Source organism: Pseudomonas sp. FME51, assembly GCF_014897305.1.
This window is the reverse complement of the sequence record NZ_JABUYN010000008.1, coordinates 224,235-246,141: the sequence shown is the minus strand read 5'-3', so window position 1 is coordinate 246,141 and position 21,907 is coordinate 224,235. Positions and strand designations below refer to the sequence as shown.

Below are 21,907 nucleotides of genomic sequence, written 5' to 3'. Positions count from 1 at the left end.
CTTCATGCCTCATTCTCTCAAGAGTTGAGGCCTCCACGAAACCCGGTGTGATTCATTAGCGACATTTAAACTATTTTTGCTTGCTAGTTTAACCCCATCAACTGGGGTAATGCTCTCGATCTTTGCTCTGAAGTTAAGTAATCGCAACGTTGAGCTTGTGGAGCTGTAATCCCATGTATCATCCCGGAATATCGATCTAGGGCTTCCATCTTTATTGATTGTAACCACCATATCATCAGCAGGTTTTAGGTGTGAAAATTCATTTGGTAGATAAACTTCCTTAACAATGGGGTTACGCAACATTAATTTAGACAAACTATTATCCTCTTCCTGCGCTGCTAGCCAACCGGGTCAAGATTTCAATCTGCCTACTCCAATGTCGGTTATAGTTCCCCATTTCTATCTCGTCTTCGGCCTGCCTTATTACATCCTCAAGCCCACGATTATTTTTGCTTACAAAACCTAAAATTTCGTCAATCCTAAATATTGCGGGTTTAACAACCGCTTCATGATGCTCTGAGTCATTTCGAATAATTGACGTGGCATTTAGCGCTTCTCTCAGACTCAAAAGTTTATGGACATCTTCAAAATCTTCATGGACTGCGAAGTATTCACAGAAAAGACAACTTTCGAATGTACCGCAGGTTGGCTCAGGGGCTTTAGAGTTAAACCCATTGGCTCTCGAAGGAATTTCACCGTTCATGTTAGTACAAGCCCCGGAGGCGATTCGTTCAGATTCGTCTTCACTTGCAAGACTCACTGGAAGGGGACTACTAGCTGTTCGATTAAAATACTTAACTTGAGAACTCAGCTCTTCATGATAACGATTCATTTCCTTAGCCTGAGATTCTATATCAATTGATGTATATGCTCTTGCTGTAGTTGCAATTGAGTTATTTAGTTTTTTTGCAACTAAAGAAACTTTACCTTGTGATTTACGAATGAAATACTCACCTGTAAGCTGTCGTATATCCCTTGATGAAATTTTGGTAAGTCCTTTAAATAGGATGGATTTCCTGATGAGGACCGAACCACTACTTCTATCGAATCGTTGCAATTTATTTTTCTCGCCAATTTTGACGAACAAGTACTCTTGCGCATCACCAGGTAGCCCTAGACTTTCAGCCCACTCTCTTAACTTGAAATACTTTATGATCTCTCGCTTCAAATGGTTGGGCGCTTCAAACTTTACCGTTCTGCCAGCACGAAATTTATGCTTCTTTGCAAAAGCACTCGAACCCACCTTACTGAGATCTATATCGGCTATTTTAAGATCAAGTGTAGGCTGAACATTTGCCGCTGTGAACGCAAGATAGATCTGAAAAAAACAGAATACACTTAAGTTATAAGCATAGACCTTGTGAGGTATTAATTTTCCGTTCATCCATTCATTTCTATTACGAACAAGCGCTCGATCATAAAAATCGGATTTCTCCGATAATTTACTTTTAAAATTTTTTGCCAGAACATCTTTTATTTCTTGAAACGGTAATGGTTCGCCTTCTTTGGTAAAGCAATTTGGCAAACTCACCAAAGACGTACCTAAACTTGAATGCCAATATAGATGTTCACGCTCATCATACGGTGGGCTAACCGGAATTGGATATTGATTATTTAAAATAGAGTCAGCAAATTGATTGAAATAAACAGCACATGCACGTAAGTAGTCCTGTCCATCCTGAAGACTTACAGACCTGCCCTCGTTTACTGTAGTAGACTGCCGGCTACGATGTTTAGGTATAAGAGCAAGAATCTCATTATTCGATAGCTGAAATGCCCACTGGATAAAACTTCGTGCTGTATTTAAGCGCTTTAAAATCGACGATGGCTTAAGAGACGAACCGCCATTCAACCTCCCTTTTTGATCAAGTATAATTTGATAGCGCTTATACTCACTCACTAATCCTTCTAATGTGGTTGGCTTCAAGCCTCCATCAAAGTCACAAAAGTGAAAGAAATGCCGCAAGCAATGCAGGTTTTGCCTAAGCGTTTCATCGCGCCACCCTTTATGAAATGAGGTATACAAATAGTTTTTGAGCCACTCAACTCTTTCTAACGATAAAGATTTGTTATTAACAGGGCTAGGGATATAGTGTTTACCACTCAGGAAGCCTTCTGAATCCATTGCGCGTTCCAAATAACACACTCTGCCAATATCCACTTTAAAGTGCACCCCATCCGACCGGATTCCTTTTATCACTACAGATTGGGGCGCATACACTTCGGGTAATTTCTTAGAGTTGACTTCAATTAAAGGACGGCTGGCGAGAAATTCATTCATCGCCGTAACCACACATCATCTCACCAAAAGCCTCTTGTATGTCATAAAATTCTAAAAGCTCAGAGTCAAAGTTGAGATACCCTTCAGTCGTTTTAAAGTTGCTGTGGTTCAATCGCTGCCTAACATGATCAAAGATTTTTGAATCAGGATAATCCTTTGCTCTCATAGATCTCACGATATTCATACCCATCGTTGCTCTGAGGTCATGGAAAGTGAAAACTTTAAAGTCTGGTTCATTATTTTGGATACGAGAAATGAACCGACCCAACTCATTCCTGAGAGACTGACCGTTCTTGGGCACCATCATAGGCGCTTTAATATTCCAGGCCGCGTTAGGATCCTGGCGATCGAGGATTTCTCGTTGAGCTGTATAGTAAGGATTTCCGTCTCGGGTTAAAAATACATAGTTATCGTCAGTATCACCATAAAAACTATTATCAAGAAGTCTACGGTCTTCTGCACGCTCACAGTCGATATAGGCCATCAAATCATGAATTAGCTCACGTCTAAAAATCAGCCTATTTAATCTACTACCCTTCGTATCAGCCTTGTAGCGCTGACCTCCATTTATAACAACATGAGTCATCGACGGATCAGCTTCTAATTCACTATAAGCTTCTTTAATACAGCCAATACTTAATGTACCTACGGTTTGCTGCCTAGCTCCTGTTTCAAGTGCGACTCGAATCATTAATTCCAATTCAATCGAGGCGTAATTTTTTCTAAATCCATCAAAAATAATTTTCTGCTCTCCCGGGGTTAAAGGACGCAAACTACCCCCGTCTCTTAGCTTCCCTAATGGAGAGTTTTGATGTCTGCTGCTCTTAATCCTAAGGTCATTCGTAATGACCTGAGTGCTTCGAACTAAACCCACCCGATTGGTGATCATTATCGACTTTCTTATCGGGGTGAATGGCTTATTTTCTAAACTTTCTTCCGTCACCAGAGATTCATAGCGGATGTTTTTATAGAAGTGCGCAACCGTAGAAAGTACGTTATTAATGCTTTCGGCACTAAAATCGTGATTATCCAAAACTTTACTCATGAACACCCTGAATTTTTGCGGTGCACGTTCGTAGTAAAGTTTAGGAAGATCAAGAAAATGCTGCCCTGTGTCTTCTAAGTACTGGAGATAGTACTTTAAGTGAGTTGCTCTTGCTGTGAGGGTTCTCATATTAGAAAGACTTGGCTTCTCCAACTGGCCAAACAGATATGCATTCCCAATATCCCAGGGCAGACCGTTTGACTGAAGAATCACAGGCATCTTCGGAAAGTAGCCGCTCCCCTCTATGCCGGAAAAGCTGTATTCATACTCGTCAACCCCTTTCCCTTTTTGCCACACCAATCGGCCTTTGTGGAAATAGCCTAAATGGATAACTCTCGCTGTTGATTTAAAAACATCATTGAGGGTGGCTTTCATAAGAATAGAAACTCCTTTGGATGTACATCATCCAGACATGAGTTTCTTAGCATGTCAACCTTTAAAGAGATGCATGCAACTCATGCAGCGCACTGCGGTAATAATCCAGGGTGAAGATGATGCGGTGCATCGGCTCGTTGGCATCCGCCGGCAGGTAGACCGGTTCCGGCGCGCCACCCACCAGGCGAGTGTTGAATTCGCTGGCAAAACAGTCCGCGAACAGTCGGATCAGATCATGGCAATCGTATGTCATAGAGTGATGGACAATGCTCGGCAAATTGATAGGATGGGCTGCTTTTCTCCCTTACGCAGTATCGCGAAATGACTCATAGAACCCTCCCCCGCTGGCGCCGCAGTGTAACAGAACTGCGTGCGCTGATCTGGCTGGCGCTGCCTATCATTGCGGCGCAGATGTCGCACACTCTGCTCGGCTTCGTGGACACTGCCATGGCCGGCCGGGTGAGCGCTGTCGATCTGGCTGCGGTGGCGCTGGGGAATTCGTTCTGGGTACCGACCTTTCTGTTTCTGACCGGTGTGCTGATGATCATCACCTCGAAGGTGGCCGCCAGCAGTGGCTCCGGCCGCCTGGAGGAAACCGGGCCGCTGGTGCGTCAGGCAGTCTGGCTGGGGCTGTGTATCGGGGTGATCTGCGCGGTGTTGCTGTTTTCCGTGGAGCCGTTGCTGTATTGGGCAGGTGTCCAGGAAGAGCTGATTCCCAAGTCCGTCGGCTATATCAAGGCGGTGGCGCTGGGCTTTCCAGCGGTGGGCATGTACCAGGCATTGCGCGGGCTGAGCGACGGTTTGTCGCGCACCAAACCGACCATGATCATCGGCTTTCTCGGGCTGCTACTCAACGTGCCGGCCAACTACGTGCTCGTATACGGCAAGCTGGGCTTCCCGGCCATGGGCGGCGTCGGCTGCGGTGTTGCTACCACGCTGGTGATGTGGTTCATGCTCGGCTGCATGGTGATCTATCTGAAACGCTCGAAGATCTACGATGCCTGTCGTCTGTTCGAGCGCTTCGAGTGGCCGCGCTGGCCGGTGCAGCGGCATCTGTTGGGGCTGGGTTTGCCGATTGGGATATCGCTGTTTTCCGAGACCAGTATGTTTGCGCTGATTGCCCTGTTGATCGGCAGTCTGGGTGCGGTGGTGGTCGCCAGTCACCAGGTGGCGCTGAATCTCACATCGATCATCTTCATGGTGCCCTTCAGTCTTGGCCTGGCCATCACCGTGCGCGTCGGCCATAACCTCGGTATGAACGGTGCGCGGGCGGGGCTGTTTGCTGCCAAGGTGGGCATTACCGTCGCACTGCTGTTCGCCGTGGTGGCTGCCAGCGGTATCTATCTGTTGGCTGATTGGCTGCCGTATCTGTATACCAGCGATCCGGAAGTGCTGGCGCTGTCGACTGCGCTGCTGTTCTACGCGGCGCTGTATCAGTTCTCCGACTCGGTGCAAGTCGCTTGTGCCGGGGCGCTGCGCGGCTATCAGGATACGCGGGTGCCGATGCTGCTGACGATGATCGCCTATTGGCTGGTGGGTCTGCCCAGCGGCTACATACTGGGCCTGACCGATCTGCTTGGACCACCGCAAGGGCCGGCGGGATTCTGGAAGGGTTTGATCATCGGCCTGAGCGTGGCGGCAACATTCCTCTCAATCCGCCTGGCGATTGTTGGCGGCAGACGCAAACAGCGCTTTCCGCAGAACAAGAGCCATCTGGTGACCCGCTGATCGTTCCCACGCTCCAGCGTGGGAACGCATGCTGGGACGCTCTGCGTCCCGGTTTCGGCACTGCACGGGCGGCGGGCTCGGACGCTGGAGCGTCCACGGCGCGGTTACCACGCAGGAGCGTGGGAACCATCGGTTGTTGGGATGGCTCTGTGTCCCGGTCCCACCATCGTACAAGCTGCCGGCTCGGAAACGGAGTGCCGGCTCCTTATCAGATCGTTCCCACGCTCCGCGTGGGAACGCATGCTGGGACGCTCTGCGTCCCGGTTTCGGCACTGCACGGGCGGCGGGCTCGGACGCTGGAGCGTCCAGGGCTTTACTCCGAATCCCGCTTCCTGATCAGGTAGTGAAACTCCCCTGCCCGCTCCTGCTGCTCCAGCAACTCATGCCCTAGAAAGCTGCAAAAACGTGGTATGTCTCGTTGCGTTGACGGGTCGGTGGCCAGGACTTCCAGGCATTCGCCAGCGGCAAGGTCGCGCACGGCGTTGTGCAGTAGCATGACGGGTTCAGGGCAGAACAGTCCGCGGGCGTCGAGTTGGGTTGGTGCGGTTGTCATAACATCGGACTCTGAAACGTAATGCTGGATTATCCGCAAATCACCCGCCACTTGCCAGTCGTGGCTCAGGAGGCAACACTGTGATTATTCATCGCCATATCAAGGAGTAAACATGATCAAGGTTCTGATTGAACGCATCATCGCAGAAGGTTTGGAAGCACCTTACGAAGCCGCCGCACGCAGCATTCTGCAACAGGCCATCCAGTCTCCCGGTTATCTGTTCGGTGAGTCCTTCATTGATCTGGAACGCCCCAACCAGCGCTACGTGATTGTGACCTGGCAGAATCGCCATTCATGGGAACGCTGGGAGCATTCGCCGGAGCGCAAGGAGTGCCTGGATTTGTTTGCGCCAATGCTGATGGAAGAGGAAAAGGTTACGCTGCTGGAGCCGCTGTAAGACCAACCCATGCGGCCGGGTTCTGGCGTTGTGCAGTTGGTTGGTTCGGACGCAGGAGCGTCCAAGGCGCGGTTCCGACGCGGGAGCGTGGGAACCATCGAGCGGGGGTCGCTCTGCGTCCCGTTCTCACCGCCATGCGGGCTGCCAGTTTGAACGCAGAGCGTCCGGGGCACGGTCCGATCGTTCCCACGCTCCGCGTGGGAATGCATGCCAGGACGCTCTGCGTCCCGGTTTCAGCACCTACCTGTTACTCTGCAACCTGCTTCGCTACCCGGTAGCTCCCCGAATGCAATATGCGTACGTGACAGGTTACTTCTTCCCTGTCGCTGTATAGCTGTTTGCAGGAGATGGTGGCGCGGATGTCTGCTTCGTCCAGCGCGTCCTGAACATGTTCCAGGCACTGGATGACTTCCCGGTAGCGCTGTTTCATCGGCAGTTTGAAGTTCATGATCGCTTCCCGGCACCAGCCGCGGGTCAGCCAGCGGGCGAGCATGGCGCTACTGCGTGCGGGCTTGTCGACGATGTCACAGACCATCCACTGCACCGGCTTTTTCGGTTTGAACATATAGCCATCGGCTTCGATATGCTCGACCTGGCCAGTATCCATCAGGCTTTTGGCCATGGGACCGTTGTCTACCGCGATCACTTCCATGTGGCGGTTGACCATTTGCCAGGTCCAGCCGCCCGGTGCAGCGCCGAGATCCACGGCGGTCATTCCGGGGGCCAGACGGCTGTCCCACTCGTCCCGGGGGATGAAGTGGTGCCAGGCCTCTTCGAGTTTCAGGGTTGACCGGCTGGGTGCGTCGCGAGGCACCTTGAGGCGCGGGATGCCCATTGGCCAGGGCGCTGCGTTACCAGCCCAGGACCACCCGACGAAGATTCGCTGACCGCTTTCGAAGAATACGTGCAGCCGTGGCGCATCGGTTTTCGCTGGGCGTACGAAGCGGGTTTTGGTCAGGGCTGTTTCCAGCGGGCGACCGAGTTTCTTGGTCAGCGCGGCGAGGGCTTTGCCATCATTGGTGTCCGCTGTTTCCAACCACATGCTGGAGGCGATGGGGCCTTTGGAGCAGGCGGTGATGATGGGTGAGATGCGGTCTTCGGCTGGTACGTCCAGCCAGGTGCCGACGGCCCACTGACGGACAAAGATCAGCTGACGGAAGTCGAGTTTGCGCATCAGGCGGCCAGCATCTCCATCCTCTGGGCAGACAAAACGCACCACGGCGGTGCCGTCGCGGGTAACGGCATAACCCGCGATGCCCTTTTCCGCGGACAACTCCTGCATTTCAGCGGCGGCTTCACTTTCAAAGCCCGGACGGCAATGCAACAACAATTCCTGCATGACAAACCCCAGAGTCAAGATCGGGCGCTACTTTAACGCTGCCGGGGGGTGTGGTGCCAGTGACATTGGTCGCGGCGGAGACTTTTCGGGCTGGGAGTGCATGTCGTGATACTCCGCGCCCCATTCTCACCGCCGTGCGGACTGCCCGTTCGGACGCAGGAGCGTCCACGGCGCGGTTACCACGCGGAGCGTGGGAACCATCAGAAACCGAGCCCTGGCTCCACCCGATCGTCCCCACGCTCCAGCGTGGGAATGCATGCCGGGATGCTCTGCGTCCCGGTCTCCACCGCTGTGCAAGCGGCCAGTTCGGACGCGGAAGCATCCACGGCGCGGTTACCACGCGGAGCGTGGGAACCATCAGAATCATGGATACGTGGCGAGGCGGCTCTTGTTGCCTTGGCCTGCGTCCATGCTTCCAGAGCCGCAATGACTGCGGGGCTCTCGGGCGCTCGGACCAGATCCACATGCAGTATCGGTTCATCGATCTGTCAAATAGTGAATCAAACTCATCATGTTAATGATAAACTTCGATTTCATTCATGATAAGGAAAGGGCCATGCTCGAACTTCGTCATTTGCGCACGCTCGCCACGCTTCGAGAGGCCGGCAGTCTGGTGGAAGCCTCCGAGCGGCTGCATCTGACGCAGTCGGCGCTGTCCCATCAGTTGAAGGATCTGGAACAGCGACTGGGCACCAGTCTGTTTGTGCGCAAGACCAAGCCGATACGTTTCACTTCCGCGGGCCTTCGGCTGCTGCGTCTGGCGGATAATCTGTTGCCCCAGGTGCGCCAGGCGGAACGGGATCTGCAGCGGCTGTCGGGAGGCCAAGCCGGCCGGTTGCATATGGCGATCGAGTGTCACAGCTGCTTTCAGTGGCTGATGCCGACCATCGATCAGTTCCGTAATGCCTGGCCTGAGGTGGAGGTGGACTTTGCCTCAGGCTTTTTCTTTGCTCCGCTGCCCGCGTTGGCACGCGGTGAGCTGGATCTGGTGGTGACCTCCGATCCGCAGGATATGGTCGGGATCAGCTATGTGCCTCTGTTCACTTATGAGGCGATGCTTGCCATCGGCAATCAGCACCCGTTGACGGAGCGCAGCCATATCGAGCCCCAGGATCTGGCGGGGGAAACGCTGATTTGCTACCCGGTAGAGCGCAACCGGCTGGATATCTTCACTCAGTTTCTGGAGCCGGCTGGCGTTGAGCCGATCGATGTGCGCAATGCCGAGCTGACCATCATGATGATGCAGTTGGTAGCATCGGGACGGGGCGTGTGCTGTCTGCCGAACTGGGCGATCACCGAATACCTGCAACGCGGCTATGTCAGTGCCCGACCGCTGGGCAGCGAGGGTTTGTTCGGCACGCTGTATGCCGCCGTGCGCGAGGACATGCTGGACATGTCCTATATGCAGGATTTCCTGCTGACAGCGAAGGATATTTCCTTCGCCACGTTGGAGGGGGTCAAGGCCAAGGTGGCGTGAAGCGCGGGGGCGGCGGGCGACAACAGAGTGCTGGCTCAGCACCAGATCATTCCCACGCTCCAGCGTGGGAATGCATGCTGGGATGCTCTGCGTCCCGCTCCCCACCGCTGTGCAGGCTGCAGCCGGAGGCGGCTATCACTAGAACCAGGGTTGTATGTCGATCAGGCCCTGCTCACCTGCATAGTCCCGGGCGCTGGAGTAGCGCCAGTGCTCGGGCCGGTCTACATAGCCTCGTTTGACGGGGTTCTGATGAATGTATTCGAGTTTTTCTTGCATCACCCGTTCACTGCAGACCAACTCGGCATGCGAGCCTTCCTGCCATAGCTGGTAGACCCTATCCTGTTTGTGAGCCCGCTTGGCAAAGCGCAGCTGGCGTAGGGTACCTGAGGAGTTTCTCCTTTCCAGGTAGCTGATGACTTGCCGCGCAGTGAAGGATTTGAAGCTGCTGACCGCCGCAGCCAAGTCCGGCGCTTGGGCAACGTAGTGTAGGTGGTTTTCCAGAATTACGTAGCCATAGAGCCGCAAGCCATGTTGTTCCTGCTGATAGCGCCAACTATCAAGCAGGATATCCACCAGTGCGGGCTGGTTGAACAGCGGTAGCCACTCCAGCACAGTGCAGGTGAGAAAGTGTGGTTGATCCGGTGTGGTGATGAGATAACGGCTGCGTCCCATGGCTGCTTCCCTGATGCCTGATCTTGGTGGAGCTACAGCATAGCGGTGACCTGTGTGCCGGCGGACCGGGATGGTCGGATCTGTGACGCGCTTCGCGGTTCTGCCGTTAGACCTGATCACTTTGTGCATGCTGGTCGATTTGGACGCTAGAGCGTCCACGGCGCGGTTACCACGCTGGAGCGTGGGAACCATCGGTTGTTGGGGGATGCTCTGCGTCCCGCCCCCACCGCTGTGCAGGCGGCCAGTCACCACCCGGGAGCGTGGGGACCATCGGTTGTTGGAGGCTCTGCGCTCCGGCTTTGCGTCCATGCCGCTTCGCTACAAACCGTCTCACCGTGGCAATTTAATATCGGGAGATTCAATTTGCAAAAATGTGAATTACCGCAATTTGTCTCATATTTCACCCTTTTAGGCTAGTGTCGCCTTTGTAAGCAGGGTCTAGGGTTTGTGTCGGGCTGGCCGCAAGGTTGGTCCATCTATCCCTATCATGAAAATAACAAGAGACTTCATCATGAAAGCACCTGCATTCAAATTCACCAGTCTTGCTCTGGGCATGCTGCTCTCGGCGGGCGCGATGGCGGTTAACCCGGGTAATCCCGACCCCGGCCCGGGCACAGGCACGGGCTTTCCCGGTGTTGCCGATTTCGCCGCAAGCGGCCCCTATTCGGTAACCAACAGCAACGTCAACACCACCTGCGCGGTCTACCGTCCCCGCACCTTGGGTGAGGCAGGCGTGCCGCATCCGATCATTCTGTGGGGCAATGGCACTGGCAGCTCGCCGAGCACCTATCGCGGTTTGCTGGAGCACTGGGCGAGCCATGGTTTTGTTGTGGCAGCGGCGCGCACCTCCAACGCCGGCTCCGGTGAAGAAATGATCGATTGCCTGGATTATCTGGTTGATCAGAATGGCCGCAGCACCGGCACCTTCTCCGGCCAATTGGACATCAACCGCGTTGCTACCGCGGGTCACTCCCAAGGCGGTGGCGGTAGCATCATGGCCGGTCAGGACAGCCGGGTGACGGTCAGTGCGCCCTTCCAGCCTTACACCATCGGCCTCGGCCATCGCAGCTCTTCGCAAAGCAACCAGAGCGGTCCTATGTTCCTGATGACGGGTGGCGGCGATACCATCGCCTCCCCGACGCTGAATGCCCGACCGGTATACAACCGCGCCAACGTACCGGTGTTCTGGGGTGAGCGGCGGTCGGTCAGCCACTTTGAGCCGGTCGGCAATGCCGGTGAATTTCGCGGTCCGGCGACTGCCTGGATGCGTTATCACCTGATGGATGACCAGAGCGCGGAAAGCACCTTCTACGGCAGCAACTGCGGTCTGTGCGGCGACAGAAACTGGGACGTTCAGCGCAAGGGTATCAACTGATAGTGCGATAAGGCTGTAATCAGGCCAGTCACCTTCGGGCGACTGGCCTTTTTTGTGCCTGTTTTGCAGCCATCGCGAGTGCCGTTTCGCTATGCAGCAATTTGTCTCGTTTCGTATCCTTACGATCTGACCGTTCAGTCGCTTATCTTTTTACCATGGACGGGACACTTTATTCCTTGGTATCATCCCGCCACTATAACTTCCAAAAGTACAATACCAAGGCATCAATTTTATGAACACCCACGCTACTCCCCTGTCCATGGCCCTGTCCCAACGTCAGTCCGACGAACGAGCCACACCCATCAGCGCTTTCCGTATGGCCCGCCGTTGGTGGCTTGAGGGTCGCCGCTTGAACCTGTCGCTGCTTGCCGAAGAACTGGGTATCGGCCGTGCGACGCTGATGCGCTGGGTCGGCAACAAGGATCTGTTGATGGGCGAAATCCTCTGGTCCCTGTACAAGGGCATTTATGATCAGGCCATCGAGAAAGCCCAGGCTGACCGTCCGGAAAAAGGCATCGACTTTCTGGGTCAGATCTACATGGATGTGAACATCGCGCTGATCAATGCCAAGCCGATGCATGACTTTCTTGCCGCTGAACCGCAGTGGGGTCTGCAGCTACTGACCTCGAATATCTCCGGCCTGCAAAAGCGTCTGATGGATGAATGGCAGGCGTTGTTCGAGGAAGAGATTGAGGCTGGACGCATCAACCCGGAAATGGACGCCGAAAGCCTGGCTTATTTCATTATCCGGATCGGTGAAGGGGCGATTTACTGCGACCTGATCTGCGGCCGCACCCCCGATCCAGCCCCCGCTGGCAAGGCGTTTCGCCTATTGGTCAATGGCCACACCCGCTGAGAGCTCTTCACCTCAGCGTCGGCGCAATGGCCATTCGACGATGAAGCAGGCTCCACCAAGAGCCTGCGATGCATCAGCCAGCGCCCTGCCGCCGTGCCAGAACATGATGCGGCGCACTATCGATAATCCCAACCCGTAGCCACCCGATGAGCGCGTCCGACTCAGGTCCATGCGCATGAAGGGGGTGAATATTTTTTCCCGGTAGGCTTCGGGAATGCCTGGGCCGTCATCCTCGATGGATATCCGGCACATGCCGTGCTGTATACGCGTAGTGATCTTCACCTGGCTAACGGCATGGCGCATGGCATTGCTGATCAGATTGGTGATTGCTCGCTGAATGTAGCGCGGCTCGGCGTCCACATGCCGGCCCAGCCCCCATGAATTGTCTACATGCTCCAGCCGGATCTTGCTGTCCAGCGGCGCCAGCTCGGCCATGACGTGCTCAACCATTCCTGGAATATTGGTGCCTTTCATGGTAATGGCCGGTGCACCCTGCTCCAGGCGCGCATAGGTCAGGATCTCGTCGACCAGCCGGTCCAGTTCGCTGAGGTCGCCGTCCATGCCGTCGACAAAGCGTTTGCGGTCTTCATCGCTGGTTGCGGTTTCGAGCATTTCCAGGCCAAACCTCAAGCGCGCAACCGGCGTGCGCAACTCGTGGGACACCGAGCCGATAGTTTCCCGCTGAATTCGCATCAGACGTTGCACGTGCCCGGCCATTTCATTGAAGGCGCGCGCCAGCCGTCCCACCGAGTCCTGACTGTCCATGTTCACCCGCACATCCAGGTTGCCGCTGCTGATATGTACAGCCGCGGCCTCCAGTGTCAGTAGGCGCTGTTCCAGTTGGCGCACCAGCAGATAGATCAGCAGTCCGATCAACGTCAGCGCGAGCAGCCCCATAATGGCCATCAGTTCCGGCGGATACGCACTCATCTGGTACAAGGGGCCCAGATGCAGAATCCACTGTGTGCCGGGAATCTTCAGATACAGCAGCACCGAATAGCCATCGGGACCGAGCGCCATGACGGTGTCACTTTCCTCCAGACGACGGATCTGGTCGACGTCCAGATCTGATTCGTGCTGGCGGGTCAGCTGCAGGGGGTAACCGAAGCCCTTCTCTCGACGCAATTCATGCAGACGGGCTGGCATATCCGACTCGGGCCCCCGGACCAGTTCGTCGGCAATGAGAAACAGGGTGGCGCGGCCGAGTTGCTCGGAAATCCGCTGGATATCCGCCGTCAGCACCGCTTCGCCTTGCATGTCCACCAGCGCCAGCGCGCGTACATCCTCGCCGACAGGCAGCACCAATACCCGTCCTCTGATCAGCTTCGCCCAACTGGACGAATCCAGATGTAACGATTCCATCGGCTGGATCGCCAGGGGTACGCCCATCAGTCGCTGCCAGACATTCATTGCCTGACGTCGCTCGGACGCGTCCATGGGTTGCAGGTTGTCGGCCATCAGCCGGAACGTACCGCTGGCGATACGCTCGCGGTAATCCGCGGCGCGAACATCATTGATCAGATGTACGCTGAGCAGTGTTACCAGCGACACCGTGACCAGAACCAACAGCATGCCGCCATAGATGCGCAGGAAAATCGAGTTCACGGCAGGTCCGGTTCGGGGGCGACGAACAGATAGCCTTTGCTACGTACCGTTTTGATCAGTCGCGGCATGTCGGGATCGTCACCGATCTTCGGGCGGATGCGGGAGATGCGGACATCGATGGAGCGGTCCTGGCCGTCGTATTCGATACCTCTGAGCGCGACGAAGGTTTCTTCACGACTGAGAATCCGTCCGGCGTTACTGGCCAGAAGCCACAGCAAGTCGAATTCGGCGCCGGTCAGGTCAATCAACTCACTGTTCAGCCAGGCTTCGCGGCGGACGCTATCAATGACCAGAGCGCCAAAGGTCAGGCGGGTGACGGGCAGCTGCGGCGCCTCTGCTTCGGCGCGCCGCAGCAAGGCACGGATACGCGCCAGCAGTACCTGGGGCCGAACCGGTTTGTTGACGAAGTCATCCGCGCCCAGATCAAGACCCTTGATATGGTCCTGGTCGTCACTGCGCGCGGTCAGCATCAGTATGGGCCGGGCAAAACCGGCGGCGCGCAGGCGGCGGCAAATGGACAGGCCATCTTCGCCAGGCAGCATCAGGTCGAGTACGACCAGTGCCGGCGGATGGGCCAGAATGCGGTCGACGGCTTGGGCGCCATCTTCGATCAAGTCGATCTGCAGCCCCTGAGACTGTAGAAACTCACCAATCAACGCGGCCAGTTTCGTGTCATCTTCGACAATGACAATACGTTCTTTTTCTACGTGCATTCCCGCTACCCTTGGGTTACGTCCGGAAGGAGCCGCAGATTGTATCATTGGCACAAAAAAAGGCCGGCTAAATGCCGACCTTTATCTGGGTTACGGATCAGGCTTTGTCGATCTGATCCTTGAGAGCGTTCTTGGCCCGCCCTTTCACCTGCTGAGCTTCACCCTTGCGCTCCTGCATCTTGCCCTCGGCACGCGTGCTCGGCTTGCTGCTGGCCTGCTTGCCCTTGCCGACGACTTCGTTCACTTTACCTTTCATCTTGTCTGTAGTGCCGCTCATGATCTGAACCTCTTTTATGGGTACAGAACAATTGACCGGGTGAAGCGACAAATGTTGCAGTTATTTCACCAGCAGCACGGGCACCTTGACGTCATGCACCACCCGAGTCGCAACCGACCCCATGACCAGGTTGCCCAGACTACCCATACCGCGGGTACCCATGACAACCGTGTCGCAGTCATACTTTTTCACTGCTGCAACAACTTCCGAGACGACTTCACCTACTTCCTGGTGAGCCTCATGGCGGACGGAGGCGGCCTGCAACATCTGTACTGCCTCGGCGTTGACTGTCCCGGCGTGCTTGATCGCGCCCTCGCGCAGATCTTCAAGCATGGTCGCCGGCACGTAGTTGCCGTAGAGGTTGGCTTCACGCTGCACATTCAGTACATGCACGAGGATGTTCGGATAAGCTTTTGAAGCTTCAACCAAATATTGGACCGCGCGTTTAGCGGAGTCAGAGCCGTCGAAAGGAACCAGAACGTTTTGCATAGCTACCCCCTTGTGTTGTTCATGCTTTCTAACACTGAGGATAGTCGCTAAGCCCCCGCAGCGCATATGATCTGCGTCAATCCTTTGCCATTACATCAGGTACGCGGCAGGGTGACGCCACGCTGGCCCTGGTATTTACCACCACGATCCTTGTAGGACACTTCACACTCTTCGTCCGATTCGAAGAACAACATCTGCGCCACGCCTTCGTTGGCGTAGATCTTGGCCGGCAGCGTGGTGGTATTGGAGAATTCCAGAGTAACGTGGCCTTCCCATTCCGGTTCCAGCGGGGTGACGTTGACGATGATGCCGCAACGAGCGTAGGTGCTCTTGCCCAGGCAGATGGTCAGTACGTTGCGCGGGATGCGGAAATATTCCACAGTACGCGCCAGTGCGAAGGAGTTCGGTGGGATGATGCAGACGTCGCTTTTCACGTCGACGAAGCTCTTCTCATCGAAATTCTTCGGGTCGACGGTGGCTGAATGGATGTTGGTGAACACCTTGAATTCATCAGCGCAGCGTACGTCATATCCGTAGCTGGACACCCCATAGGAGATCACCCGCTCGCCTTCATCACCGCGCACCTGGCGCTCGACAAAAGGCTCGATCATCCCCTGTTCCTGGGACATGCGACGTATCCAACGGTCCGATTTGATGCTCATGGGTTTGTCCTGATCCAAGCGAAATTAAAGGCGTGGATATTAGCATTGCCTGGGTATGAAAGTCTTCTGATTGGGGCGAGAGCCTTGGAGGCTGCACGGGAATGGGCGGGGAATCCCGGGCGTCCTGCAGACGCCGTCGCGGCGGGGCGCCCCTCCTACAAAGCACGCGCTGATCTGATGATTTTGTAGGAGGGGCGACTCGCCGCGACGCTGCCCGTAGGGCAGCTCTTCACCGCGCTATCAATCGTCGCTGATGCTGATATCCGGCATGGCATTCTGGCCGGCGCGGGCGGCGATGCGGGCGCCGACGTGTCGGGCCATGTCCTGGTAGATCATGCTGATCTGGCATTCCGGCTCGGCGATGACGGTGGGTTTGCCGCCGTCGGCCTGCTCGCGGATCATCATCGACAGCGGCATGGAGGCCAGCAGATCGACGCCGTACTCATCCGACAGCCGCTCGCCACCACCTTCACCGAACAGATGCTCAGCATGACCGCAATTGGAGCAGATGTGCACAGCCATATTTTCCACCACGCCCAGCACCGGGATGTTGACCTTGTGGAACATCTCGATGCCCTTGCGCGCATCCAACAAGGCAATGTCCTGCGGCGTGGTGACGATGACCGAGCCGGTGACCGGCACCTTCTGCGCCAGGGTCAACTGAATGTCACCGGTGCCCGGCGGCATGTCGATCACCAGATAATCCAGCTCATCCCAGGCGGACTGGGTGAGCAATTGCATCAAGGCGCCGGAAACCATGGGGCCGCGCCACGCCATGGGGGTGTTGTCATCGGCCAGAAAAGCCATGGTCATGACCTGCACACCATGGGCGCGTGGCGGAACAAAGAATTTCTCGTCACGAACCTGCGGTCGGGTGCCTGAGGGCACGCCCAGCATCATGCCCATGCTCGGGCCATAGATGTCAGCATCCAGCACGCCGACGCGCGCGCCTTCGGCAGCCAGCGCCAATGCCAGATTGACTGCGGTAGTGGATTTGCCGACGCCGCCCTTACCGGAGGCGACAGCGATGATGTTCTTGACGTTGGCCAGCGAGGGGATGCTGCCCTGCGCCGGGGCGGCAGACACTTCCCAGCGCACCTTGATATCGGCCGACTCCACGCCCGGCACGTTCTCGACGGCCACCTTGAGCATCTGGGCGATGCCATTGATGATGTTGTTGGCCGCATAACCCAGCACGAGCTCGGCGCTCACCCGGGAACCATCCACCTGCAGTGACCGCAGACAGCCCGAGGCCAACAGGTCAGTCTTGAGGTAGGGATCCTGATAACTGGCCAGGGCCCGTTCTACAGCGGAGCGGTCAATCTGCGTCATGGTGTACATCCTATGGGGAACAATATCCCCACATGCTACTGCCTGTGACGCCGATTGACCACGCCCTGCGACCTACTGCTGCTTCAGGGCGTTACCGACTCGGCTGCGTCATCGCTGGCGTTGTCGGTGTGATCCAGCTCGCCTGGCGTCGGAGACTCACCTGACTCGATGCTGTCATTGGTCTCGGTAGTTTCTACCGGCTCGCCTGCGGACTCCGGCTGACCTTCTTCGACCAGCTCCAGCAGTGCGTTGAGCAGGTTCTCACCGCGATCACCGACCATGTCCACAAACACGTCGCGGACCGGCAGGCTGAGCTCACGGAATGCGGCACGCTCTTGCGGGGTGAGGCGGATGATTTCGATGTCGCTGTTCTCGGTGATGATATCGAGACGCTCGGCATTCAGACGGGTCTGGACTTCATGGATATAGGGCACCAGTTCCACCACCGCGTCTTCGATGATCTGTTCGTGCTCGTCGGACAGGTTGTCATACCAGTCGCTGTTGGCCATGACAGTTGCGATGAACTGCGCCTGGTTGGCGAAGATCATGTAGTCCTGCACCTGATAGAAGTCCATCTCCTGGTGAGCAAAGACCGGCTGGATGTTGCCATCCAACTGCCCCAGCTGCAGGCCACTGTACAGCTCGCCGTATTCCATGGTGGTCGGGTTGGCGCCGTAGGCACTGTAGGTTTCGCGCAACAGGCGGTTATCCATGGTACGGATGGCCAGACCGGCGAAATCCTCGGGGGTACGCACGGCCTTGTTGGCGGTCCAGACCTGCCAGCCTTCGGGCACGATCGCCAGCGGGTGCAGGCTGCGCTCGCGGAAGGCGTCGATCAGGTCGTCATTCTTGAGGAATTGCTCGTCGTTGAGAATCTGCGTGTTGCGCAGCTCGTCGTCGGTCAATACGAAGTTCAGGCTGAAGAGCTGGGACTCGGGCACCGTGCCGCCGAGAAAGCCCGACCCGAATGCCAGTTGCACCGAACCGGCCTGTACCTGGTCATAGATATCGGTGAGACCACCGAGCTGACCGTAAGGAAAAAGTCGCACTTCGACTTGCCCATCGGTTTTCTCGCTGACGATCTCCGCGAAGCGGTTGGCGTATTCGTACTGCACGCTGTCCTGGATTTCCTCCAGACCGAAACGCCAGACTTCCACTTGTCCGGTTGCCGGCTGCTCGTCGGCTGCCGTTTGTGCTTTCTGCTGCTCGTCATCGCCGCCACAGGCCGCGAGAATCAGCGCCGCAGCGCCTACCCATCCATTTCGCCATTTCATGGAACTTTCCTCTTCGATTGTTCTGATTAGCACTGAAACATTATCACAGGGTCCTGAGATGTCCATGTGACGGCCCGTGCAATTGGAAAAAAGATGCTGTATTTTGAAAAAAAGCGAAAAACGCAGCGGTATGGCGGCTTTATTCTTCGTATAGAAAGGATCAGGAAGGAAATATAATGCCCGAGCCCGCAGCAAGGCAGGCAAAGCATTCAAACAAGAACGCGCTCATCAGAATACTGGGCCTGGCTGACCGGCTGATCGAGCGGGTGGAGAAGTTCATCCTCGGCGGCAGCGTTCTGTTTCTTACCGGCCTGCTGATTCTGCATGTACTGGGCCGACAGCTGCTGGACCGCGGCGTCACCGGCCAGGTCGAACTGACTCAGTTCAGTCTGGTGATCATGACCTTTGCCGGCCTGGGATATGCTGTGCGCCGGGCTCGCCACATCGCCATGTCGGCGTTCTATGATCAGTTGCGCGGCTGGCCACGCAAGGCCCTGCTGGTCTGTATCTGCATTACGTCGGGTGCGCTGATGCTGTTTCTCGCCTGGCATGCCTGGGCTTACGTGGATTCCATCCGCGCCATGAGCCGCACCTCTTCCGCACTGAGCATTCCTCTCTGGATTCCCTATCTGATCGCACCGATCGGCTTTGCCCTGGCCACCATCCAGTATTGGCTGACGGCCATACGCAATCTGACCTCGGACAAGCTCTACCGCTCGTTCACCGAGCTGGAGCGCTATGACGAGGTGCCTGTCGATCACAGTAATCAGGAATAACGCATGCTGACGCTGATCCTCATCATTACCGTCCTGTTGCTGCTGCTGGGCTTCCCGATGATGTTCCCGCTGCTCGCTGCCAGCCTCATGCTGCTGTTTCTGGTATTGCAGATGGACAATGTCGGTTTGCTGATCGGGCAGATGATCAGTGGTGTGCAGACCTGGGCGCTGGCGGCTGTGCCGCTGTTCATTTTTGCCGCCGACCTGATGACCCGTGGGCGTACTGCCAATCGGTTGCTGGATCTGGTGCAGAGCTTTGTCGGGCATCTACGCGGCGGCTTGCCGATCACCACCGCGGCCAGCTGCACCCTGTTTGGCGCGGTGTCCGGCTCGACCCAGGCAACGGTGGTGGCCATGGGCGGGCCAATGCGGCCGAAGTTGCTGGAAAAGGGTTATTCGGACAAGTTCAGCATCGCGCTGATCATCAACGCCAGCGACATCGCCCTGCTGATTCCGCCGAGCATCGGTCTGATCATTTATGGCGTGGTGTCCGGCGCATCCATCGGCAACCTGTTCATTGCCGGCATCCTGCCCGGCCTGTTGTTGCTGCTATTGTTCTCCGCGTACTGCTGGATCGCCTCCATTCGCATGGGGATCGAGCCCGAGCCGAAGGCTACCTGGCGGTACCGCTGGCAGGCGCTGAAAAAGGCAGCCTTGCCGCTAGGCTTTCCGCTGGTGGTGGTCGGCGGTATTTATGGCGGTCTGTTCAGTCCGACCGAGGCAGCGGCGATCGCGGTGCTCTATGCGGTGGTGCTGGAGATCGTCATTCTGCGCTCGGTCAAGGTAACCGAGCTGTGGGATATAGCGCTGTCGACTGGCCTGATCACTGGCGTGGTGTTCATTCTGGTGGCGGCGGGCAACGCCTTCACCTACACCATTTCCTTTGCCGGTATTCCCCAGGCGATTCTCAATCCGATCATTGCCGATATTGGCCATAGCCAGATGATGGTGCTGTCGCTGATCGCGGTCTCCTTTTTTATCGGCTGCATGTTCGTTGACCCTATCGTGGTCATTCTCATTCTTACGCCGCTGTTCAAGCCGGCGGTTGCCGCCGCCGGGCTGGACCCGGTGCATGTGGGCATCATCGTCACCCTGCAGGCGGCCATCGGTTCGGCGACACCGCCCTTCGGCTGCGATATCTTCACCGCCATGGCGATCTTCCGTCGGCCGTACTTCGATGTAATCCGCGGTACGCCTCCGTTTATCGCGCTGCTGATACTGGCGACCATCCTTCTGATCCTGTTCCCCTCGATCTCCCTGTGGCTACCCTCGCTGGCCAGCTAATCCCGGCGTAGGCGGCAACCCCCAAGGCGCGCTTCGCACGCCGTCGCGGCGAGGCGCCCCTCCTACAATCGGTGCGGCGGTCTGGTGGCTTTTTGTAGGAGGCCCGACTCGGGGCGACGCTGGCCGCCAGGCCAGCCAATCTCGGCAGGCACGGACTCAGGCGGCAATCCCCGGGCGCGCTTCGCACGCCGTCGCGGCGAGGCGCCTCTCCTACAAACGGTGCGGCGATCTGGTGGTTATTTGTAGGAGGCCCGACTCGGGGCGACGCTGGCCGCCAGGCCAGCCGATCTCGGCAGGCACGAAGTCAGACGGCAATCCCCGGGCGTCCTGCGGATGCAGCGGGCCGTCACGCCACTATATTCAGCTCAGCGTCATGAAGGCTACTGCCCGCTCTGCGGCCTGGTCGATCAGGTCTGCCTGGGTCAGGCCGCTGCTTTTCAGCGGTTTGAGGTCATGGTCTCCAGTGTCCAGCCAGCTCACCTGCAGCTGATTCGACAAAGTATAGGTCGCCACCTCCTCCGGCTTGCCGAGCGCGTCGCGGGTGCCCTGCAGGATCAGGCTGCGGGTGCGCAGCGGGGCCAAGTGTTCGGTACGCAGCTTTTCCGGCTTGCCGGGCGGGTGGAATGGGTAACCGAAACAGATCAACCCTGCCGACTGCAGCTCGTCAGCAAGCAGGCTGGCAACCCGCCCCCCATAGACTTGCCGCCGATATACAGCGGCTGCGGCCCTGCCCGGTAATGTTCGCGAAAGCTGTCCTGCAAAACCGGCATGGGATTGGGCGGTCGTTTGCCACCCCCTGCCCGCCTTGTGGCCATATAAGGGAACTCGAAACGCAACACACGTATGCCACGCGCAGCCAGTGCCTCGGCCAGTTGGTTCATGTAGTCACTGTCCATCGGCGCGCCAGCGCCATGGGCCAGTAACAGCGTTGCCTGCACCCGAGTGGAAGGGTTGGTTTCGAGAAAAGAGGACGACACGGGTGCTCCGAATATTATTGCCTTGGGTTCACGTAGCGATGCGCTGACATCTACCTTACATCGACAACAGGTTTTTCCAACCAGACACCTTGACGCAGGCCATGTGCGACATCATGCCACATCGAGGCCGGGTGCCATCTCTTCACAGAGGCACCCACGGGGACTATCCTTGTCCACCCGGTCATTGAGCCTATGGCCGGCACCGCCCGGCCTCCGGGCAGACGCCAGGGTAGCAGCGCGATTTCGCCTTGTCGCGGGAGCTTTCATCGTTCAAAAACCTTCCTCGACAAACATCAGCGAACCGCTGTGAATCCTGCCGTGCTGCCCCCTTAAGTGGCCATTACATTGACACGTGTCATTGCAAACAGTATGGGCATTCCTCATACTTGCCGCCGCTTTGACCCCCTTTAACCATTGCTA

Annotated in this window: 21 protein-coding genes and 1 pseudogene; 7 read left to right on the top strand and 15 right to left on the bottom strand. The window is 56.5% G+C overall.

Going from position 1 to position 21,907, the window contains the following annotated elements; translation table 11 throughout:
• Nucleotides 1-319: 319 nt before the first annotated feature.
• The 3 genes from INT39_RS15540 to INT39_RS15530 form a co-directional block, all read right to left on the bottom strand.
• Nucleotides 320-2,281 (bottom strand): hypothetical protein, encoded by a 1,962-nt coding sequence (locus INT39_RS15540; protein ID WP_193074894.1) that lies wholly within the window; start codon nucleotides 2,279-2,281, stop codon nucleotides 320-322.
• The gene (locus tag INT39_RS15535) at nucleotides 2,274-3,701 is read right to left on the bottom strand and encodes a site-specific integrase (RefSeq protein WP_193074893.1); all 1,428 of its coding nucleotides are present in this window, start codon (nucleotides 3,699-3,701) and stop codon (nucleotides 2,274-2,276) included. The genes INT39_RS15540 and INT39_RS15535 overlap by 8 nt, the downstream gene beginning before the upstream one ends.
• Before the next feature lie 61 nt (nucleotides 3,702-3,762).
• Entirely contained in the window at nucleotides 3,763-3,954 is a 192-nt protein-coding gene (locus tag INT39_RS15530; RefSeq protein ID WP_193074892.1) for an elongation factor P hydroxylase, read from the bottom strand.
• Nucleotides 3,955-4,022: 68 nt separating this feature from the next.
• Here INT39_RS15530 and INT39_RS15525 point away from each other — a divergent pair, with 68 nt between their 5' ends.
• On the top strand, nucleotides 4,023-5,429 hold the full coding sequence (locus INT39_RS15525) for an MATE family efflux transporter (RefSeq protein WP_193074891.1): 1,407 nt from the start codon (nucleotides 4,023-4,025) through the stop codon (nucleotides 5,427-5,429).
• Nucleotides 5,430-5,742: 313 nt separating this feature from the next.
• Here INT39_RS15525 and tusA read toward each other — a convergent pair whose 3' ends face one another.
• Complete coding sequence (gene tusA / locus INT39_RS15520; RefSeq protein WP_193074890.1) at nucleotides 5,743-5,982, bottom strand: sulfurtransferase TusA; 240 nt, start codon at nucleotides 5,980-5,982, stop codon at nucleotides 5,743-5,745.
• A 112-nt stretch (nucleotides 5,983-6,094) separates the two neighbouring features.
• On the opposite strand from tusA, the gene INT39_RS15515 reads away from it, so the two are divergent.
• A complete protein-coding gene (locus INT39_RS15515; protein WP_193074889.1) occupies nucleotides 6,095-6,379 on the top strand; it encodes an antibiotic biosynthesis monooxygenase family protein in 285 nt (94 codons plus the stop codon).
• A gap of 247 nt (nucleotides 6,380-6,626) precedes the next feature.
• Here the strand turns inward: INT39_RS15515 and rlmM are convergent, their stop codons facing one another.
• Both rlmM and INT39_RS15505 read right to left on the bottom strand, forming a co-directional pair.
• Nucleotides 6,627-7,718 (bottom strand): 23S rRNA (cytidine(2498)-2'-O)-methyltransferase RlmM, encoded by a 1,092-nt coding sequence (gene rlmM / locus INT39_RS15510; protein WP_193074888.1) that lies wholly within the window; start codon nucleotides 7,716-7,718, stop codon nucleotides 6,627-6,629.
• A 200-nt stretch (nucleotides 7,719-7,918) separates the two neighbouring features.
• Nucleotides 7,919-8,182, bottom strand: a complete 264-nt coding sequence (locus tag INT39_RS15505; RefSeq protein ID WP_193074887.1) for a hypothetical protein — start codon at nucleotides 8,180-8,182, stop codon at nucleotides 7,919-7,921.
• 92 nt (nucleotides 8,183-8,274) lie between these two features.
• Between INT39_RS15505 and INT39_RS15500 the strand changes: the two genes are divergently transcribed.
• Entirely contained in the window at nucleotides 8,275-9,195 is a 921-nt protein-coding gene (locus INT39_RS15500; protein WP_193074886.1) for a LysR family transcriptional regulator, read from the top strand.
• 138 nt (nucleotides 9,196-9,333) lie between these two features.
• Here INT39_RS15500 and INT39_RS15495 read toward each other — a convergent pair whose 3' ends face one another.
• Nucleotides 9,334-9,867, bottom strand: a complete 534-nt coding sequence (locus INT39_RS15495; RefSeq protein WP_193074913.1) for an REP-associated tyrosine transposase — start codon at nucleotides 9,865-9,867, stop codon at nucleotides 9,334-9,336.
• A 511-nt stretch (nucleotides 9,868-10,378) separates the two neighbouring features.
• On the opposite strand from INT39_RS15495, the gene INT39_RS15490 reads away from it, so the two are divergent.
• Nucleotides 10,379-11,242, top strand: coding sequence for an alpha/beta hydrolase (locus INT39_RS15490; RefSeq protein WP_413468931.1), 864 nt, complete (start codon nucleotides 10,379-10,381; stop codon nucleotides 11,240-11,242).
• Nucleotides 11,243-11,474: 232 nt separating this feature from the next.
• Nucleotides 11,475-12,098: a QsdR family transcriptional regulator gene (locus INT39_RS15485; RefSeq protein WP_193074885.1), complete on the top strand. Its 624-nt coding sequence runs from the start codon at nucleotides 11,475-11,477 to the stop codon at nucleotides 12,096-12,098.
• A gap of 12 nt (nucleotides 12,099-12,110) precedes the next feature.
• Here INT39_RS15485 and INT39_RS15480 read toward each other — a convergent pair whose 3' ends face one another.
• The 7 genes from INT39_RS15480 to dctP form a co-directional block, all read right to left on the bottom strand.
• Nucleotides 12,111-13,703, bottom strand: coding sequence for an ATP-binding protein (locus INT39_RS15480; protein WP_193074884.1), 1,593 nt, complete (start codon nucleotides 13,701-13,703; stop codon nucleotides 12,111-12,113).
• Nucleotides 13,700-14,416, bottom strand: a complete 717-nt coding sequence (locus tag INT39_RS15475) for a response regulator transcription factor (RefSeq protein WP_193074883.1) — start codon at nucleotides 14,414-14,416, stop codon at nucleotides 13,700-13,702. Before INT39_RS15475 ends, INT39_RS15480 begins: the two co-directional genes overlap by 4 nt.
• Nucleotides 14,417-14,513: 97 nt before the next feature.
• Nucleotides 14,514-14,693, bottom strand: a complete 180-nt coding sequence (locus INT39_RS15470; RefSeq protein ID WP_193074882.1) for a CsbD family protein — start codon at nucleotides 14,691-14,693, stop codon at nucleotides 14,514-14,516.
• Nucleotides 14,694-14,753: 60 nt separating this feature from the next.
• Complete coding sequence (locus tag INT39_RS15465) at nucleotides 14,754-15,182, bottom strand: universal stress protein (RefSeq protein ID WP_193074881.1); 429 nt, start codon at nucleotides 15,180-15,182, stop codon at nucleotides 14,754-14,756.
• A gap of 95 nt (nucleotides 15,183-15,277) precedes the next feature.
• Nucleotides 15,278-15,844: a dCTP deaminase gene (gene dcd / locus INT39_RS15460; protein WP_090273177.1), complete on the bottom strand. Its 567-nt coding sequence runs from the start codon at nucleotides 15,842-15,844 to the stop codon at nucleotides 15,278-15,280.
• 240 nt (nucleotides 15,845-16,084) lie between these two features.
• Nucleotides 16,085-17,176 carry an iron-sulfur cluster carrier protein ApbC gene (apbC, locus tag INT39_RS15455; protein ID WP_193074880.1) on the bottom strand — a complete coding sequence of 364 codons (1,092 nt, stop codon included), beginning with the start codon at nucleotides 17,174-17,176 and terminating at the stop codon, nucleotides 16,085-16,087.
• Nucleotides 17,177-17,259: 83 nt separating this feature from the next.
• Nucleotides 17,260-18,450, bottom strand: coding sequence for a TRAP transporter substrate-binding protein DctP (dctP, locus tag INT39_RS15450; RefSeq protein ID WP_193074879.1), 1,191 nt, complete (start codon nucleotides 18,448-18,450; stop codon nucleotides 17,260-17,262).
• Nucleotides 18,451-18,626: 176 nt separating this feature from the next.
• Here dctP and INT39_RS15445 point away from each other — a divergent pair, with 176 nt between their 5' ends.
• The gene (locus tag INT39_RS15445) at nucleotides 18,627-19,226 is read left to right on the top strand and encodes a TRAP transporter small permease (protein ID WP_226944820.1); all 600 of its coding nucleotides are present in this window, start codon (nucleotides 18,627-18,629) and stop codon (nucleotides 19,224-19,226) included.
• Nucleotides 19,227-19,229: 3 nt separating this feature from the next.
• Nucleotides 19,230-20,510 (top strand): TRAP transporter large permease, encoded by a 1,281-nt coding sequence (locus INT39_RS15440; protein ID WP_193074878.1) that lies wholly within the window; start codon nucleotides 19,230-19,232, stop codon nucleotides 20,508-20,510.
• Nucleotides 20,511-20,870: 360 nt separating this feature from the next.
• Here INT39_RS15440 and INT39_RS15435 read toward each other — a convergent pair.
• Nucleotides 20,871-21,487: pseudogene (locus INT39_RS15435) on the bottom strand (alpha/beta fold hydrolase).
• Nucleotides 21,488-21,907: the final 420 nt, after the last annotated feature.